Source organism: Photobacterium sanctipauli (assembly GCF_003026495.1).
GTDB classification, from domain to species: Bacteria; Pseudomonadota; Gammaproteobacteria; order Enterobacterales; family Vibrionaceae; genus Photobacterium; species Photobacterium sanctipauli.
The window spans coordinates 43,591-58,544 of record NZ_PYMA01000018.1; the positions used below are offsets into that span (position 1 = coordinate 43,591).

Annotated in this window: 21 protein-coding genes; all 21 read left to right on the plus strand. The window is 47.8% G+C overall.

Annotation, left to right across the window (positions count from 1 at the left end; all coding sequences use genetic code 11):
• The first annotated feature begins 1 nt into the window (after position 1).
• The 21 genes from C9I98_RS21605 (at position 2) to C9I98_RS21705 (ending at position 14,772) form a co-directional block, all read left to right on the plus strand.
• On the plus strand, positions 2 to 367 hold the full coding sequence (locus C9I98_RS21605; RefSeq protein ID WP_036817367.1) for a hypothetical protein: 366 nt from the start codon (positions 2 to 4) through the stop codon (positions 365 to 367).
• Entirely contained in the window at positions 336 to 851 is a 516-nt protein-coding gene (locus C9I98_RS21610; RefSeq protein ID WP_036817370.1) for a hypothetical protein, read from the plus strand. Before C9I98_RS21605 ends, C9I98_RS21610 begins: the two co-directional genes overlap by 32 nt.
• Positions 817 to 1,323: a hypothetical protein gene (locus C9I98_RS21615; RefSeq protein ID WP_051901873.1), complete on the plus strand. Its 507-nt coding sequence runs from the start codon at positions 817 to 819 to the stop codon at positions 1,321 to 1,323. The genes C9I98_RS21610 and C9I98_RS21615 overlap by 35 nt, the downstream gene beginning before the upstream one ends.
• Positions 1,301 to 1,861 carry a phage baseplate assembly protein V gene (locus C9I98_RS21620; protein ID WP_245907217.1) on the plus strand — a complete coding sequence of 187 codons (561 nt, stop codon included), beginning with the start codon at positions 1,301 to 1,303 and terminating at the stop codon, positions 1,859 to 1,861. The genes C9I98_RS21615 and C9I98_RS21620 overlap by 23 nt, the downstream gene beginning before the upstream one ends.
• 83 nt (positions 1,862 to 1,944) lie before the next feature.
• The gene (locus C9I98_RS21625; protein ID WP_245907218.1) at positions 1,945 to 2,190 is read left to right on the plus strand and encodes a phage baseplate protein; all 246 of its coding nucleotides are present in this window, start codon (positions 1,945 to 1,947) and stop codon (positions 2,188 to 2,190) included.
• Positions 2,187 to 3,191 carry a baseplate J/gp47 family protein gene (locus C9I98_RS21630; RefSeq protein ID WP_036817377.1) on the plus strand — a complete coding sequence of 335 codons (1,005 nt, stop codon included), beginning with the start codon at positions 2,187 to 2,189 and terminating at the stop codon, positions 3,189 to 3,191. The genes C9I98_RS21625 and C9I98_RS21630 overlap by 4 nt, the downstream gene beginning before the upstream one ends.
• Positions 3,175 to 3,828, plus strand: a complete 654-nt coding sequence (locus C9I98_RS21635) for a phage tail protein I (RefSeq protein ID WP_036817379.1) — start codon at positions 3,175 to 3,177, stop codon at positions 3,826 to 3,828. The genes C9I98_RS21630 and C9I98_RS21635 overlap by 17 nt, the downstream gene beginning before the upstream one ends.
• A complete protein-coding gene (locus C9I98_RS21640; RefSeq protein WP_036817382.1) occupies positions 3,825 to 4,349 on the plus strand; it encodes a phage tail-collar fiber domain-containing protein in 525 nt (174 codons plus the stop codon). The genes C9I98_RS21635 and C9I98_RS21640 overlap by 4 nt, the downstream gene beginning before the upstream one ends.
• 37 nt (positions 4,350 to 4,386) lie before the next feature.
• Positions 4,387 to 5,154, plus strand: coding sequence for a hypothetical protein (locus C9I98_RS21645; protein ID WP_051901875.1), 768 nt, complete (start codon positions 4,387 to 4,389; stop codon positions 5,152 to 5,154).
• 13 nt (positions 5,155 to 5,167) lie between these two features.
• Complete coding sequence (locus C9I98_RS21650) at positions 5,168 to 5,443, plus strand: hypothetical protein (RefSeq protein ID WP_036817384.1); 276 nt, start codon at positions 5,168 to 5,170, stop codon at positions 5,441 to 5,443.
• A gap of 72 nt (positions 5,444 to 5,515) precedes the next feature.
• Positions 5,516 to 5,707, plus strand: a complete 192-nt coding sequence (locus C9I98_RS21655; RefSeq protein WP_036817387.1) for a hypothetical protein — start codon at positions 5,516 to 5,518, stop codon at positions 5,705 to 5,707.
• Positions 5,707 to 6,882, plus strand: a complete 1,176-nt coding sequence (locus C9I98_RS21660) for a phage tail sheath protein (RefSeq protein WP_036817389.1) — start codon at positions 5,707 to 5,709, stop codon at positions 6,880 to 6,882. Before C9I98_RS21655 ends, C9I98_RS21660 begins: the two co-directional genes overlap by 1 nt.
• Entirely contained in the window at positions 6,875 to 7,366 is a 492-nt protein-coding gene (locus C9I98_RS21665) for a phage major tail tube protein (RefSeq protein ID WP_036817392.1), read from the plus strand. Before C9I98_RS21660 ends, C9I98_RS21665 begins: the two co-directional genes overlap by 8 nt.
• 57 nt (positions 7,367 to 7,423) lie before the next feature.
• Positions 7,424 to 7,993, plus strand: coding sequence for a hypothetical protein (locus C9I98_RS21670; protein WP_036817394.1), 570 nt, complete (start codon positions 7,424 to 7,426; stop codon positions 7,991 to 7,993).
• Between the two features lie 121 nt (positions 7,994 to 8,114).
• On the plus strand, positions 8,115 to 10,817 hold the full coding sequence (locus tag C9I98_RS21675) for a phage tail tape measure protein (protein WP_107272474.1): 2,703 nt from the start codon (positions 8,115 to 8,117) through the stop codon (positions 10,815 to 10,817).
• Between the two features lie 25 nt (positions 10,818 to 10,842).
• Positions 10,843 to 11,211, plus strand: a complete 369-nt coding sequence (locus C9I98_RS21680) for a phage tail protein (RefSeq protein ID WP_036817637.1) — start codon at positions 10,843 to 10,845, stop codon at positions 11,209 to 11,211.
• Positions 11,208 to 11,411 carry a tail protein X gene (locus C9I98_RS21685; protein ID WP_036817638.1) on the plus strand — a complete coding sequence of 68 codons (204 nt, stop codon included), beginning with the start codon at positions 11,208 to 11,210 and terminating at the stop codon, positions 11,409 to 11,411. The genes C9I98_RS21680 and C9I98_RS21685 overlap by 4 nt, the downstream gene beginning before the upstream one ends.
• 35 nt (positions 11,412 to 11,446) lie before the next feature.
• Entirely contained in the window at positions 11,447 to 12,388 is a 942-nt protein-coding gene (locus tag C9I98_RS21690; RefSeq protein WP_245907219.1) for a contractile injection system protein, VgrG/Pvc8 family, read from the plus strand.
• On the plus strand, positions 12,388 to 13,668 hold the full coding sequence (locus tag C9I98_RS21695) for a tyrosine-type recombinase/integrase (protein ID WP_051901905.1): 1,281 nt from the start codon (positions 12,388 to 12,390) through the stop codon (positions 13,666 to 13,668). Before C9I98_RS21690 ends, C9I98_RS21695 begins: the two co-directional genes overlap by 1 nt.
• Before the next feature lie 61 nt (positions 13,669 to 13,729).
• Positions 13,730 to 14,023, plus strand: a complete 294-nt coding sequence (locus C9I98_RS21700; protein ID WP_036817643.1) for a MarR family transcriptional regulator — start codon at positions 13,730 to 13,732, stop codon at positions 14,021 to 14,023.
• Positions 14,024 to 14,043: 20 nt separating this feature from the next.
• Positions 14,044 to 14,772, plus strand: a complete 729-nt coding sequence (locus C9I98_RS21705) for a DUF2971 domain-containing protein (protein ID WP_051901906.1) — start codon at positions 14,044 to 14,046, stop codon at positions 14,770 to 14,772.
• Positions 14,773 to 14,954: the final 182 nt, after the last annotated feature.

Genomic DNA, 14,954 nt, shown 5'->3' on the forward strand with positions numbered 1-14,954 from the left:
GGTGGCTAGTCAGTTTGGTGAGGGGGCTAGCCAGTTTGAAGGAGCCCGAGAGCTAGTTCGGGCTTCGCTTCAAAGCTGCTTTGGCCGTCCCATTGTGGTGATGTTGTCCGATGGCAGCCAGCGAACGGTTCAGGGTTATATCAAGTCCACTGAGCTGAATGGCAATAAAGTAAAACGGCTTCTAACTGATGCCGAGTTACCGCCATTAGCGTCGCTGATGGATGAGGGTAAGCGCTATGTGCTAGCTCATTCAAATGCCCTTGATATGGGACGTGATGGGGATAGCCAAATCACCCGTGAATACTTGATGAGCTTGGAATCGGCAGGGGCTAAACATGGCTGGTCTGAATTCACAGATGATCCTTGATACGCGTGTGCTGGAGAAGTTTTCTCAGTTGCCTGTGGAGTTGGCCAAGGCGGCACGACGGGCGGTGGTGAAAACTAATCGTTGGCTACGTGCGGTATCGATGGCTGACCTGGGCTATGAGCTATCCATCGATAGTAAGGCGATGAAAACACGCTATCGGGTGTATCAGCGTGGCCATACATCGAAGCTGTGGGTTGGTGTACGGGAAGTGGGCGTTCATCGGTTGGGAAAGCCTGTTCAAGGTCGTGACGGTGTCACGGTTGGGCGGCATTTCTACAAGGGTGCGTTTATCTCTCCAATGGATAGTGATCAGCTGTTGGTGTTCCGGCGCCAGAGCCGAGCAAGGAAGTCTATCAAGCTGGTGACGATGGATATCTCGGAGCAGTCCGAAGAGATTATTGAGTCTTATCTTCCCGAGTTAAACCGCAAGTTCGAGGAGCACTTTCACCATGAGTTCAAATTCGTTCTTTCGAGTGCCAAGTGAGTGGGTGATGTTGGTGGTCGGTACGCTAGAGCAGCGGCTAGGCATCAAGATTGGTTCTGCTTATCGGCGTGAGGCCAAAGAGCCTACTCATACGTTGATCACTTATCAGGTTGGTGAGAGTGAGCCTGTAAATCATTCTGGTAATGATGGCCGTAAGCTGCATGAGATTGAGTTGCGTTTTTTGGTAGAAGTGCCGACCGCTGTCAGGGATTTCGACTTGGAAGCGCTGGATGCTTCTACTCGGCTTGAGCGAGAGCTATTGAATGAGCGGTTTGGTTGCTTTAACGATGTGGATGATACCCGGCTGATTTCGAATATCCCCCGTAAGTTCGACCCTGATAATGGGGTTTTCTTGAGAGTGGTCACCATAAAGCAGCGTATTTACATGGGGCCGGTTGGCGAAGAGTGGCTTCAGATTGTGGGGAGTAGTCATCATGATGTTGGAGTTGATGAAACGCCTCAGGTCGCTTGAGGAAGAGGTTCTGGCACTACGTGAAGAGCTGGAAGAAAACCGCAGGGCGGCAGCGAATATTATTCGTCTTGGTGTGGTCTCGAAGGCTGATAAGACAACGGTTGCTGTTACTTCTGGTTTGAACAAGGCTACGCGGATCCCTTTTTTTGTTCATTGCGCAGGGCGGGTGAGTCATTATCGTCGTCCGAGTGTGGGCGAGCAGTGCTTGCTGATAAATCTTGGCAGCGGTGACAACCTCAATAATGCGGTGGCGTTAATGGGGCTTCCTTCCACTCAGTACCCATGTCCAACCACTGAAGCTCATGAAGTGATGACCGATTACGGTGATGGGATGACAGAGTTCTACAACCTCGATAGCGGCAAGCTGACTGCGCATTATCCTGGTGGTGTTGAGTGGTATGCGCCAACCTTTAAGAATCACGGTGAGATTGTTGATCACACGCGATCCATGCAGGCCGACCGCAAGATATACAACGGCCACAAACATTCATCCCCAGAAACGGGTGCTGATACCTCTAATCCGGCACAACAACAATGATTGGAATCGATCCTCAAACTGGCCGCACGGTCAACGGTGCGGCTGCATTGCAATGCCGTTTTGAACGGGTGTTGACCACGTCTATGACTTCCCGCGTTAAGCGCAGAGCTGTGGGCAATCGAGCTATTGAGAGGCTGGGTAGAATTCAGTCTCCAACTGAAGCGATGATCTTGCAGAACCTGACTCTTGAAGCTCTGGCTAATCCGGCAAATGGGCTGACGGCTTTCAATGCTAAGTCGTGCCGTGCAGAACCGGGGAAGAATGGCTTCATTGTACGGGTGAGTGGCGACTGGAACGGGAAGCCACTTGAGCTAAAAGGGCGTGTATGACGAGTTCATCAAATATATCTAATTCGAATCTGCCGAGAGCATTTCAGGTTCCTGACTTTGAATCGTTACTACAGGAGTACATTGGCTTTGCTGTTGATTACTGTGCTGAGCGTGATCCTGATAAAGCGGTAGAGCTTCAATCGGCATTTGATAATGATGCTGAGTTGCTGGCACAGGTAACACAGGCGTTTGTGTTAAAGCGTATTGCTGAAATTCGTGAGTATAACCACCAAGCGTTGCAGATGTTTCGCAAGTTTGTCACTGAATCGGACATGGTGGATTTGTTGGCGTTGCAGTATGGGTTGAAACGGCAGGTGATGGAGCCGGGTGATGATTCGGTGTTTCCGCCTAAGCCACCGGTGATGGAATCAAATGAAAGCCTATTGCAGCGGTTTGATTTGGCGCCTTATCAGTTTCATACCACGGGTACCCACATGGGGTACAAGTTCCATGCGTTGACGCTGGATGAGCGACCGGTGATTAAGATTGAATCTGAACCTGATGCTGTGGTGATGCGGTATGAGTTTCAGAATCTCACTCGGCCTATGCCGGTTAAAGATGCACGGCCAAAAATGATTGAGCCTAATTCGGGTAAGGTCTGTGTGGCAGTACTTAGCCGTGAAAGCCCTGACGGTAGAGCGAGTCCTGCGTTATTGGCGAGGACGCTGAATTATTTAAGGCGGGATGATATTGCGCAGGAGTCTGATGAAATCTCGACCAAGAGCGCAACGCCAAAGCCTTATCGGATTGTAGCGACTTTATACACCGGTGCTCAACCGGGTAACCATGTTCAGCAAGAGGAAGCGGTGAAGGCTGCTGAATCGCTTGCGGATAGGCTTCATCGGTTAGAGGCTATTGTGGATCGTGAAGAGGTGGCGCATATCTTCTATGAGTTGGGTGCTAAGCGAGCCAAGGTGCATGAACCATCGCAAGATGTGGTTTGTGATTGGGATGAGGCGCCTTATTGCACGGAGGTAGTGATTGATGTCCGGGCAGAGTAAGCCTTTTGTCTCCGTTCAGCCGGAGAACCGCACTGTTATAGAGGAGTCACTAGAGTTCGCCTGGCATCAGGCAATCAATCTTCTGGTGGATCCTTTTCCTGAGCTTAAACAACCTTTGTATAGCCCCGACGAGTTTGTTGCTTTGCTAGCGGCAGAACGTGGGGTGATGGACTGGCGCCCTGAAGATACGTTGGATCAACAGCGCAAGACAGCGGATAAGGCCTTTGAGATACACCGTAAAGCCGGTACTCGGCATGGGCTCTCGGTAGCAATGGATGCGCTTGATTGTGATATCGAGGTGAGTCCTTGGTATCAAATGGATAAGCCTCCGGGGCCGTATCATATAGAAGTTATTGCTTGGAAGCGTAGCCATCCTGCCAATAAGCGAAGTGTCGAACGGATGCTTTCCCGTATTGAACATACTAAGTCGGAACGGGACACGGTTGAGCTGATTGTGGCTCATGGTAATGAGTCAGGCTTTCGGTTCTCTGGTATCGCTCAGGAAGGTGTGACCAATCATGATGACTCGGTGAATGGTGTATTACCACCATCACCGGTTTGTATCGGTTCTGTTTATTGGGGCGGTGCAACACGGATGGTGGTTATAAGTGAAATGAATCCCGGAGCAACAGCATGAGTACACCGACGGTACAGTACACCAAGGCTGGATTGGCCGAGCTGATCAGTGCGAAGAACCAAGGCATCAAAGGTGCGATCAAGTGGATCGGCGCGGGTAATCGTAGTTATACGCCGAGTGTTGATCAGACTCGGTTGAGTAACGAGAAGCAACGAGAGTTGATTACGGATTGGGAAGAGTTAAGTCCAACTCAGCTACGTATGGGCGCGGTATTCAAAGGCAGTTTGGAATATGAGGTGAGGGAAGTCGGGTTCTTTTTAGAGTCCGGTACATTGCTGGCTGTTTATTCGGTACCAAACACGCTGCTCACCTATAAATCAGCGAATGCCAGTTGGCTGCAGAAGTTTACTCTCGATATTTCTCCGTTGCCTACTGACAGCGTTAGCGTGGTGCTCGGCGCCGAGAATATAAACCTCTTCCTGGCTGAAGAACTCGCCATCATGGGGACGGCTCAGATTGGCAATATGGCCCGACATGTGGAGTTGCTGCTCCGGGTGAATGAACTGGAAAAGCAAGGTTAGTTGGCTGGCATTAATTCGATAATTGGAAATCAGGCATATGAGTATTGAGCAACAGATCGGGGCGCTGGTTGAAGCGTCGAATGATTTGACTAAGGTGGTGAATGGGAAGGTTGGGGAGATTGATAAGAAGATAGATAATGCGGTTAATGAGATTACAGAGACTATTACTGCTAATAATGTCGTTACGTATTATGTTGACGCTGAAAATGGAAGTGATTCGAACAGTGGCGCGTCTGGGTCACCTTTAAAAACTCTAAAGAGAGCAATGCAATTATGTCCAACAGGTTCGTATGCCAAAATCTATATTAAGAGATCACAGAGGCATTTACTTGAAAGTAATGTTCGTTGTTATGCTTTGTCTGTAGAAGTAATTCCTTGGGGGTCGAACACTGATACCACGGGAAGTGTTCACTATGATGAAACCACTCCAGTCATTATGTGGAATGCAACTGTAACTGCAAGTGGCGGTATGATGTTCGGCACATTTAAAGCTAGCTTGATTATTGAAGTTGGACGAGAAGGTGCTCTCGAATACTATGCGTCAGCAGGTAAATTTACTCTAGCTCGTAGTAAAATCGTTATCGATAGGCCAACCAGCCATCCTTTCATTGGTTCAAATTATGACTATTTGAATGTAGTTAAAGTTTCTCTACGCGATGCGACAATAGAGCAAATCTCTGGGTTTCTTACAAGGCGTGGGTGTATTTTATCAGCAGATGCAGTGACAGGGGCATCTACGATTGAAGAGCTAGTTTTAGGTGCGACTCGTGATAACACTCTAACCAACATGCAATTTGCATCCTAATGAAGAGGCTACAATGATAATTTCATTTTCATATAATGGGGATTCGTATTCAAATTGGAATACAGAAAGTGAAGAGTTTCAAAGATTGAATATTCCCAACGAGGAAAAGGTTAGGATTATATCGGAACAGAGTTTGACTAATGTGCTTCAGGCGAGAAAGGTGGCTTATCAAAAAGAATCAGATCCACTTTACCTTGAATGGCAATACGATCAATCTCCAGAGTCAGAAACAGCTTGGCGAGATAAAGTCGCTGAGATAAAAGCCCGTTACCCATTACCGACAGAATGACAATTCTAACGCCGCATCAGCGGTTTTTTTGTACCTAAATTCCAACCTTATTGATCTCCTGCAGGAACAACTATGGCAACCCAAAAGCAACTTGGGGTGCAGGATTACCCGATCCTGAAACCTTTCCGTCTTAATGGCCGATGGTATTTCCCATCCGATAAAACCATTTCCCTAAAACCTGCGCAGACGCCTTTTTTGCTGAAGAACGGCAAGATTGGTCTGGCTGAGCAGGCTACACAAGTTAAACAAGAGGTGATCAAATAATGGCAACCCTTGCACCAATTCAGGATTTTGAGCTTAACGGAGTTGAAGTTAATACCATTGAGCCGCTACCAAGTATGGGGCCGCTTGCGCTGCAGGTGGTTCATTTGGTCGGTACTGCGCCGGATAAACGCGGGACGATTGCTTATAACGAGCCGACTCGTCTCTGGAATTACTCCGATGCCATGATGGCGCTAGATAGTAAAGGTGATCGCCAAGGGACTCTGCCTAATGTGGTTCGCTATCTGCTGGAGTACGTGAAGTGCATCCTTTATGTGACGGTTGTACAAGATCATACCGATGATGCGACAACTGAATCCAATGTGATTGGCGGTGTAGATTCCGGTACTGGCGCAATAAAAGGCCTCGAGACCGTAAAAGGTTGTCCTGAGACACCAACGATTATTGCCGCCCCTGGCTTTAGCTCTAAACCTATTGGGCAGAAGCTAGCACTGATGGGGCGTGATGTTCGCTGTCGTTCGGTGCTGGATGGGCCTAATACAAACGATATGGCTGCAGCAGAGCTTGCGGCTGAATTTGGCGCAGAAGGAACGGGTGAGGATAAAGTTAGTATTATCGATCCTTGGTTTCTTAAGACTTATGACGGTGCCCAGCTATTGATGCCTGCTTCGATTGCGCTGGTGGCGGCGATGGCTTCTGTGGATGGTTGGGTTAGCCCTCAAAACCGTTCGGTACTTTGTGATGAAACTGCCCGTAACGTGTCGTACAAGATCAATGATAAAACCACTCAGGCCAACTTCCTCAATAAGCACGGTGTTGTGACCATTGCCCGTACCCGTATGGGCGGTTATTCGATCATTGGAAACCGAACCAATACCGGGCGCTTTATTTCTCATGTTGGCCTTGAAGATTTGATGGCGCGAAAGCTGGAAGAAACCAGTCAGCCGTTAATGGGCAAACAGCTCACAGAGGAGTTTATGCAGCAGGTGATTGATCGTCTGACCAATTGGGGACAAGACCTGGTTGCTCAGGGTGTGATTCCTGTATTCAAAGCCTTCTTGCACCCAAGTAAGAACAATCTTGAGACCTACAGCTCTGGCCGTTGGTTCTTGTGCGTTAACTATGGCCGTTACTCACCGAATGAACACATGGTGTATGAGATGAGTGTCGATAATGGCTTGATTACAGCTTGGCTTGAGGAGGTGGTAAATGGCTGATCGTATCCGTATGCGGATTAAGGCACAGGTTGAATCTGTGCCTTTGATGAATGAGATCGTTGATTTCACGCCGCCAGAAATCAAAGCCAAACTAGCCAACAACGAAGGCTCGTTTGTTGTCTCGGAAGATACCGTTGGGCTGGAGAAGCTAAGTTGGTCGCTCAAGGTGCGCGGTGAACATGGTGCGCTTTCTAAAGCGCTGGGTAAGTTCACCATGGGCAATGCTCAGGTGAATGTGACCGAGAAAGGCAAAAGCACGGAAGGTGTGGCGTATGTTGAGGAGTATTCAATGTACGGGCCAATCACTGGGATCAAGAAAGATCCTGTGAAAATGGGTGAGAAGCCGACCGTTACTATCGAAGGTACCTGTAAGGCGTATACCCAACGTGATACCGGCACTGTTGTTCATGACATCAATGTAAACACCGGGAAAACCATTGTCGGTGGTGCCGATTTGATGGGTGAGGCGGGGATAAGCCTGTAGTTGTTTTTCGTTTAGTTGATAAGCGCCTGAGGGCGCTTTTTTTGTATCGGAATTTCCATGAAAAAGACCACTAAGCTGCCGTTTTACAACCGAAACGATAACCATGAAATTGAAATCAAGCCTATTTCTCTGGGGGGGTTCCGACAGCTTCCTTATGTCAATCTTGGGGTAGATAAAGAGCTGAGTCCTTCTGAGTTGTTCCAGCAACTTAAAGCGATGATCTTGGCCTGTACCGATATCTCCAAGGAGGAATTTGAAGAGCTGTCAGCGCCTGATTTCACTCAGCTACATGAAGATATTCGAGCTTTTATCTTGAAGCCATCCGATGAGATTCAAGAGAAGCGACTGACTGGTTCTGATTTTGAGTTTGATTTGCTGTTCCCATTCACTAATGAGCTTGGCGAGAGTATTTCACATATCAAGTTCGTTGTTCCTAAGGTCAAACACTCGGAAGCGCTTGCGGAAATCACGGATGACATCGAGCAAGAGAACTTCATGTTCCGTGTTGTTTGTAACCTCGATACACCTGATATGGATGCGATGGCGCTGAATGACTACCTGGCTATCAAGCCTCAGGTCGGCGCTTTTTTTCAACTGTCGGGGGATTACTTTCGCCCAACGATGTAGAAGCGCTCATTGATTTAATCCCTATGCACCGTAATACCTCTGAGAGTGAACTGCGAGAGTGGCCACAAGATCAGGCGATGCGGCGCTACGAATTGATTCTTTCTAAGCTCGGGGTGAAACGATGAGCGAAAAGATCAGCTTTGTCCTTGATGCTACCGTAAAGGGCACCAAGGATATTGTTTCGACTACTACGGCTACAGAGCGCCTGACAGCAGCGTTGGAAGAGCAGCGTGGTGAGGTGAAGTCTCTTAATACTCAGCTCCGTGAAGTTAAAGGGTTTGAGTCTGTCAGTAGTCGAGCTGCAAAACTGGCCAAGCAGGTTACTGACGCCAAGGCATCTATGAATGCGCTTGGTATTGAGATGGAAGAGAATAAGCAGAAGACATCTCATTTACGTGGCGAGTACGGCATTACCCAGGCTGAAATCCGAAGCCTAAACCAGCAAATGAAAAAAGCCTCTGGTGAAGGGGCTCAACAGCTCAAGTTGAAACTTAATGAAGCCAATAAGCGACTTCAGTCGTTAAATTCGCAGATTCACCATGGCAAGGTTCGAACGACTGAATTAGGTGCGGCTTATAAAAAGGCGTCAGGGAAGGTTGATTCTCTAACTGATCGCCAGACGAAACAACAGAACCGCTTGCAGAGCTTGGGTGATGCCCTGAAGAAAGCCGGTATTAGTACCGATAGGCTCGGTGACGAGCAAAAGCGTTTGCAGTCCCAAACTGAGAAATCAACGGCGGCTCTTGAGAAGCAGAATCGTCGGCTCAAGGAAATGCAGACCATCCAAGGTCGCATTGATGCTAGAAAAGCAAAGCTTGGTGAGATAGGCAGTCAGGCAACGAGTTTAGCGATGGCCGCGGCGCCGTTGGCTGGCACTATGTGGTCTGCGATGAAGAACGAAAGCTCATTTGCTGATGTCAGCAAAGTTGTGGACATGACACCGGAGCAGTCTGCTCAGCTGCGTTCTTGGGCGCTGAAAACATCCACAGATACGCCGATGAGTGCCAATGATATTAATGCGATGCTTGCGGCTGGTGGCCAGAGTGGGATTCAAGACATTAGTGAGCTGAAAAGCTTTGTACTTGATTCCGCAAAGATGGGTGTGGCTTTTGATATGGAAGCCGGACAAGCCGGTGAAACCTTGGCGGTGTTTAAGGCTGCGATGGGGCTTGATCAGCAAGGAGCCTTAGGCCTCGCTGGACTTGCCAACCACCTTTCCAATAACTCCAACTCAAAAGCGAAAGACATTGCTGGCGTTATGGCTCGGCAGGGAGCAACCGCAAAAACGGCGGGCTTTTCTGTTAATGAATCTGCTGCTTTGGCTTCAGCCATGCTTTCAACCGGTATGGGGGAAGAGCGTGCGTCTACCGCCCTTAAGAATATTTCTGGCCGTCTGACCTTAGGTGACGCAGCCAGTGGAACCCAGAAAAAAGCAATGACTGCATTGGGCTTGGATGCTGGTGATATTGCCAGTTCTATGCAGCAAGACGCTTCGGGTACGTTGTTGGAAGTGCTCGAAGCGATTAAAGATGCACCTATTGAAGAGCAGAGCGCATTGATCAGTCAGATCTTTGGTGAAGAGGCCAAAGGTGCTGTGGCGGCGCTGGCGGGAAACACTCAGAACTTTACCAAAGCCCTGAAACTTGCCAAGCAGGGACAAGATGTTCATATCGAATCCCTTCAAAAAGAATACGAGACTCGAGTCAGTACGTCTGAAAATGGCGTAGATATGTTCGTCAATAAAGTGAGCCGTTTGAGTGTTGTCATTGGCACCGCTTTGTTACCGGCATTGAATTGGGTGCTCGAACCTCTGGGTAAGGGCGTGGATATGCTGGCTGACTTTGCTGAGGCTAATCAGGGCGTTGCCGCTGCTGTAGGTATTGGTATTGCTGCATTTATCGGCCTTAAAGGTGTATTGCTTGCCGGGAAAGCTGCCTCACTTATCTTTGGTAATACGTTGGATAAGTCCCGATTGTTTCGAAAGGGGCTAAATAGGGAAACCAAGGAGGGTGGCCGGATTGCTGCAATGGCGGCTAAACAGTGGCGAAATCTGAATGCTGCGGTGGCTTCGAGTCGTGGCCCTAGGAATGGCAGGGCCGGTGGACTGACTAGTGGAGGTCGGAAACGGGCTCGTCCATCACGCTCTAGACGGCGGGGGCGAGGCTTAGCAGGGTTGGCTCGTTCGGTATTGGATAACCGATATGTTCAGCCAAAAGGGGCGGCTTTAGCGATGGCCGGCTCTGGTATTGCGATGATGCCAATGAATGCGATGGCTGCAGATGCCATTGAGATTGGTGGTGATGTGGCCGATACCTTGGGTAAAGCTGGGCTTGCTCGTGTATTAAAGCCACTTGGTCTGACTATGAATGCTGTCTCTGCGGTTGAAGGCATTGCCAATGGCAATATGGAGCAGAGCGGTGAGGCTTTGGGTGATATTGGTGGTTCATTAGGTGGTGGCGCACTAGGCGCAGCACTTGGGACTATGATATTGCCCGGCATTGGTACTGCGATAGGTGGCTTAATTGGCTCTATAGGTGGCGGTATGGGTGGCGAGATGTTGGGTGGTTGGTTTGGCCGCAAACTCGACTCGCCCGAGCAAGTTGCCACAAAGGTTGATGCTGTTCAGCAGAAAGAAGCTCAGGCTAGGCAACAACCTCAAGTGACATTTTCCCCTCAGATTCAAATCACCGGTGCTCAAGGTCAAGATGAGCAAGTCATTGCGAAAGAGGTCACTCGCCAGATGGATCAGCAATTTGCTTACCTGATGGGTGAGAACACGCTTTCGACTCAGTTGGGTTATGCCGCTATCGATCGGGATAGTTAGGTGCTCGAGATAATAAGGGTTCACTATGCATCATTTAGTTATTGGTGAGTTTGTTTTTGCTGTGGGGAATAAAACGCCTATTAGTAAGTTCGAGCGTACTTCTCCAGGCGCGTTCTCTGAAGTGGGTTTGATAGATGATGCTCGGTCGGAAAGGACTGGGCGCCCACTTGAGACCATCGATATTAGTGGGAAATGGCTGCAATACGGGGCTCATGAGTCAGTTGAGGCGATCCGGAACTTGATTGAAGAACCTCAGCAAGTGAGTGACGGGCAGGGGCGTAATTTAGGTCGCTGGACGATTCAGCAGCTTAAAGAAGGTAAATCATCGCTGGTACATGATGGTCGAGCGATGGTGACGGATATTACTCTGCAGCTGAAGGAGTATCGCGGGTGAAGGTCAATGCGAAGGCCGGAGAACTGATCACTGACTTGTTGTATCGGCATACCGGGCAAGATAACGATCAGCTTGAGCAGGCGTTTTATCAATTGAACCCACACGTTCGTGATGAGGTTTTCCAGCAAAATACCATTGTGGTTCTACCTGATGTGAAATCAGCGCCAAAACTCAAAACAGTCACTAAGTCATGGGATTAATGATGATTAATTTGATAGGAAAAAACGCCGACTTGATGTTGAGTCGGCTCAAATCATGGCGTTTGAAAGATGGAAACGGCACTGAGGGTGACAGCCTGACTCTGGTCATTAATTCAGATGACATAGATGGTATCCCGCCTAAGGGGGAGCGTTACTCAGTCATGCTGGGTGATGTATCTCGTGATGAGTTTCAGATCTCCAAACGGTCTATCAGCCTGCATCCAAGAGAGATCACCTTGGTTCTTACTGTGGCACCTTTTGCGATTACTGATGAAACGGGATATCGAGAGCGGAAGTCAGCGAGCTGGGACAATACAACTTTGGGCCAGGTAGTCTCGGACTGTGTTACCCCGCATGGGTTCTCTGTTTTTGTGCATTCGAGATTACAAAAAATTGTAATCGAGCATTTGGACCGATGTGAGGAGAGTACACCGGCTTTCTTAAATCGATTGGCAAAACAGTATGATGCAGTCGCCAAGCCATCAGAAGGACGGTTTGTGTTTGTTCCCATTGGTGAGCAACGAAGTGCGTCGGGACAGACCATTCAATCCATTACCCTGTCACTTTCTCAAGAGAATGATCCTCGCTTACCTGAGTTCATCAATGTGTCAGCTGATCTTGATGGCCGTAATGATTTTAGTGGTGTCCGTGCCTATTACCTTTCTACAGCCGACGGTAGCCGGAAGGAAGTTAGGCTCGGGAGTTCACCGTTCAAGCGGATTGGTAAAGACAAGAATAGTAAGGCGGAAGCCGAGCAGGCTTGCGCTACTGAGCTTAGGAAACTGCAACGGCAGGGAAGGAAAATCACCATAGATGCGCCAGTCAATCCAACGGCTTTTGCTGAAGGCATTGTGATTATGGATGAGTCTTTTCCCCGGGCATTTCAGGGGAAGTGCTCGATTGATCAGGTGAGCTTCTCCGGCCAAGGACTACAACCGACACGTATGGTTATTCAGGCGACTTTAACAGGTGAGTAATGTTATCAAGTAATCTTCGACTTAATCAGCAAGCTTTATTCTCTTCAACCATCTCCCTCAAAATCTCAGATGCCCAAATTAAAAAACACCTCCGCGATCCTCGGGTTCGTCAGCTCAAAGACGAGCGTTGCTCTCTTTATCTGAAATTCAATAAAGCGCGCACGGGTGGCACCTGGGTGTTGATGGAGTACAAGAACGGCAGTCAGTTTGGCCATCGCATTGGTAAATATCCAGCGACTCAGGCGAGGCATGTTATGGAGTTGGTGAGTATAGCGTCCCAACGAATTGCAGCCGGAGAAAAAGCTGAATGCAGCGGATTTGAAACAGTTGATCAGCTAATTAACTGGCATGTTGAGCGGGAATTTAAATTACATCGTTCAACAACTCAGAGATTGCAGAACCTTAAGAGCATGGCGGAACAGCATGTGAGCTGTATGTTTGAGGGTTGGCCGGTCATGAAATTGTGCCACCAAACAGTAGACAAACAGCTTATCCAGCCTATGTTTCAGCAGGGTTATTCTCTGAGCTATGTACGTGCCAATTTTAACTTGATGAAGACGGCATACTCTGCAGCAAAAAAGGTGAAGAAAATCACAGTAAACCCGATGTCAGATGTCCGGTTTAAAGACTTCTTTGGTGAGACCTTTTCTATATCTGCTGAACAGGTTCGAGGTTGCCGTTTCAATACTGATCAACTTCCGGAAGCATTGATGACCATCGAAAAGGCAGATCCAGATAAGCGGTTGCTGCTTACTTTAATCATTGCCCACGGTACCCGGATAGGAGAAACACGAAAAGCCAAGTGGGAACATATCGACTTGATTCAGAAGCGCTGGACCATTCCTGCAGAAGATACAAAGAACGGCAAGCCTGTTGTCTATCCTCTAACAGAAGGCATGGTTGAACTCTTGCGTTCATACCAAGAGTGGCAAGCTGTGCAAGGATATCAAACTGGGATGTTGTTCCCTTTGTCCAAACGAAGCCGAAAGCCTATCCACAGTACCACGGCGAGCGAATGGGTGAGGGATATCTCAAAAAGAAAGTGGTCGGCCCATGACCTAAGGAAGCGGGCAAGGACAATCTGGCTTGAATTGGGCATCGACTATATTGTTTGTGAAGCATTACTGAACCATGCTCGTGACAAGCTTGACCAGGCATATATTTACACTCATATGGAGTTGCAGAAGAAAGATGCCCTCAAAACGTACCATCAATGGCTGAATTCTTGCTGGCACAACTGGCTATTACCTATTTCAATTCCAGCAACAACCCTTCACTAAGCCTTATCACGACTGGATCCTTAAGTGATCCGATTCTAAACCTCAGAGGATGATAAAAAATATGGATAAATTGGCTCAAAGCGGCCCAATCGACTCGAATTTGGTTCGTGCAGCTCGGGCTGTTCCGTATCAAGTTGGTCTAGTTAAGTTGAGCAAGACGCAGTTGAGGGTGCTGCAGTCTATTAGGTGTGGGGAAGAGGTGAGTGCTATACAGATAGCTGAACGATGCAATTTGTCCTCAAGTTGGGCCAGCAATACGCTTCGTATGCTGTTAGAGAAGTGTTATGTCTCACGATATGGAATAAAAAAGGAGAGTGGTGGGATAGAATTTTGGTATTTTAGAAAGCTGAACTGAATGACTTTAAGAAACTAAAAATGGCATTATTCAAGTATCGCCCTGTTGATAAGAACTCACTTAATATCTTAATAAATGATGAGTTATATTTCGCCACCTCTAGCCAGTTTAATGATCCGTTTGACTCCCAGTTATCTCCATCCGAGTACATTCAGTCTTTCGAGTCTCTTGGGATGAATGACCAAGCATCTGAGCTAGTTGTTCTTGAGAAAACCCTACAGAAACGGTTTGAAATAATGGGTATATATTGCTTAAGTTCTCATGATGATAATTTATTGATGTGGTCACATTATGGTGATTCTCACAAAGGAATTTGTTTCGGGTTTAGAAATGATCTTCACTATTATGTCAGGACCGACGGTCCTGTTAGTTGTGAAGAAGTAGATTACTTAAATCCAGGTGAGCATGTATATACGACATTGTATATGGCTTTGAATAGTGGTAGCAGATTTCATGATGATGAGTTTGTGAATAGCATTAAAAAAAGACAAGCGCTATTCAAAACAGCATTTACGAAGAAGCATAAAAACTGGGAGTATGAGCAAGAAGTTCGGCTCTTATGTGACGATAGTGGTATCTTGAAGTTTAACCCATTAGCATTAGAGTCTGTGACTTTTGGTATGAGAATATCGGAACAAGATAAAGAAACTGTATTAACGTTGTTGACGCTGCCTAAATGGAGCCATGTAAAAGTATATCAAGCTAAAGCCAAAGGGCTTGAACTGGCCTTGGAAATTGAGACCTGTTAGGTTCTTTCAAAGAGTCCTTAGTTACAAACGAGGGGGACCCGCGCGAAATAAAAATTTTTCGGGCTCCTAGGTCACCACCACCGGCCATTCACCCGAACCAGTCAGCCTTCTTTCTCCCTGCAAGCGTTATGCGTAACGCATAGTTGATACTGCTTGAATGGTGATTGAAATAGTCTGTATAA

What these genes read in the sequence shown, in the direction of transcription:
- C9I98_RS21610 (WP_036817370.1), top strand. Translation starts at nt 336, where the DNA reads ATGGCTGGTCTGAATTCACAGATGATCCTTGATACGCGTGTGCTGGAG.
- C9I98_RS21615 (WP_051901873.1), top strand. Translation starts at nt 817, where the DNA reads ATGAGTTCAAATTCGTTCTTTCGAGTGCCAAGTGAGTGGGTGATGTTG.
- C9I98_RS21620 (WP_245907217.1), top strand. Translation starts at nt 1,301, where the DNA reads ATGAAACGCCTCAGGTCGCTTGAGGAAGAGGTTCTGGCACTACGTGAA.
- C9I98_RS21625 (WP_245907218.1), top strand. Translation starts at nt 1,945, where the DNA reads ATGACTTCCCGCGTTAAGCGCAGAGCTGTGGGCAATCGAGCTATTGAG.
- C9I98_RS21630 (WP_036817377.1), top strand. Translation starts at nt 2,187, where the DNA reads ATGACGAGTTCATCAAATATATCTAATTCGAATCTGCCGAGAGCATTT.
- C9I98_RS21635 (WP_036817379.1), top strand. Translation starts at nt 3,175, where the DNA reads ATGTCCGGGCAGAGTAAGCCTTTTGTCTCCGTTCAGCCGGAGAACCGC.
- C9I98_RS21640 (WP_036817382.1), top strand. Translation starts at nt 3,825, where the DNA reads ATGAGTACACCGACGGTACAGTACACCAAGGCTGGATTGGCCGAGCTG.
- C9I98_RS21645 (WP_051901875.1), top strand. Translation starts at nt 4,387, where the DNA reads ATGAGTATTGAGCAACAGATCGGGGCGCTGGTTGAAGCGTCGAATGAT.
- C9I98_RS21650 (WP_036817384.1), top strand. Translation starts at nt 5,168, where the DNA reads ATGATAATTTCATTTTCATATAATGGGGATTCGTATTCAAATTGGAAT.
- C9I98_RS21655 (WP_036817387.1), top strand. Translation starts at nt 5,516, where the DNA reads ATGGCAACCCAAAAGCAACTTGGGGTGCAGGATTACCCGATCCTGAAA.
- C9I98_RS21660 (WP_036817389.1), top strand. Translation starts at nt 5,707, where the DNA reads ATGGCAACCCTTGCACCAATTCAGGATTTTGAGCTTAACGGAGTTGAA.
- C9I98_RS21665 (WP_036817392.1), top strand. Translation starts at nt 6,875, where the DNA reads ATGGCTGATCGTATCCGTATGCGGATTAAGGCACAGGTTGAATCTGTG.
- C9I98_RS21670 (WP_036817394.1), top strand. Translation starts at nt 7,424, where the DNA reads ATGAAAAAGACCACTAAGCTGCCGTTTTACAACCGAAACGATAACCAT.
- C9I98_RS21675 (WP_107272474.1), top strand. Translation starts at nt 8,115, where the DNA reads ATGAGCGAAAAGATCAGCTTTGTCCTTGATGCTACCGTAAAGGGCACC.
- C9I98_RS21680 (WP_036817637.1), top strand. Translation starts at nt 10,843, where the DNA reads ATGCATCATTTAGTTATTGGTGAGTTTGTTTTTGCTGTGGGGAATAAA.
- C9I98_RS21690 (WP_245907219.1), top strand. Translation starts at nt 11,447, where the DNA reads ATGTTGAGTCGGCTCAAATCATGGCGTTTGAAAGATGGAAACGGCACT.
- C9I98_RS21695 (WP_051901905.1), top strand. Translation starts at nt 12,388, where the DNA reads ATGTTATCAAGTAATCTTCGACTTAATCAGCAAGCTTTATTCTCTTCA.
- C9I98_RS21700 (WP_036817643.1), top strand. Translation starts at nt 13,730, where the DNA reads ATGGATAAATTGGCTCAAAGCGGCCCAATCGACTCGAATTTGGTTCGT.
- C9I98_RS21705 (WP_051901906.1), top strand. Translation starts at nt 14,044, where the DNA reads ATGGCATTATTCAAGTATCGCCCTGTTGATAAGAACTCACTTAATATC.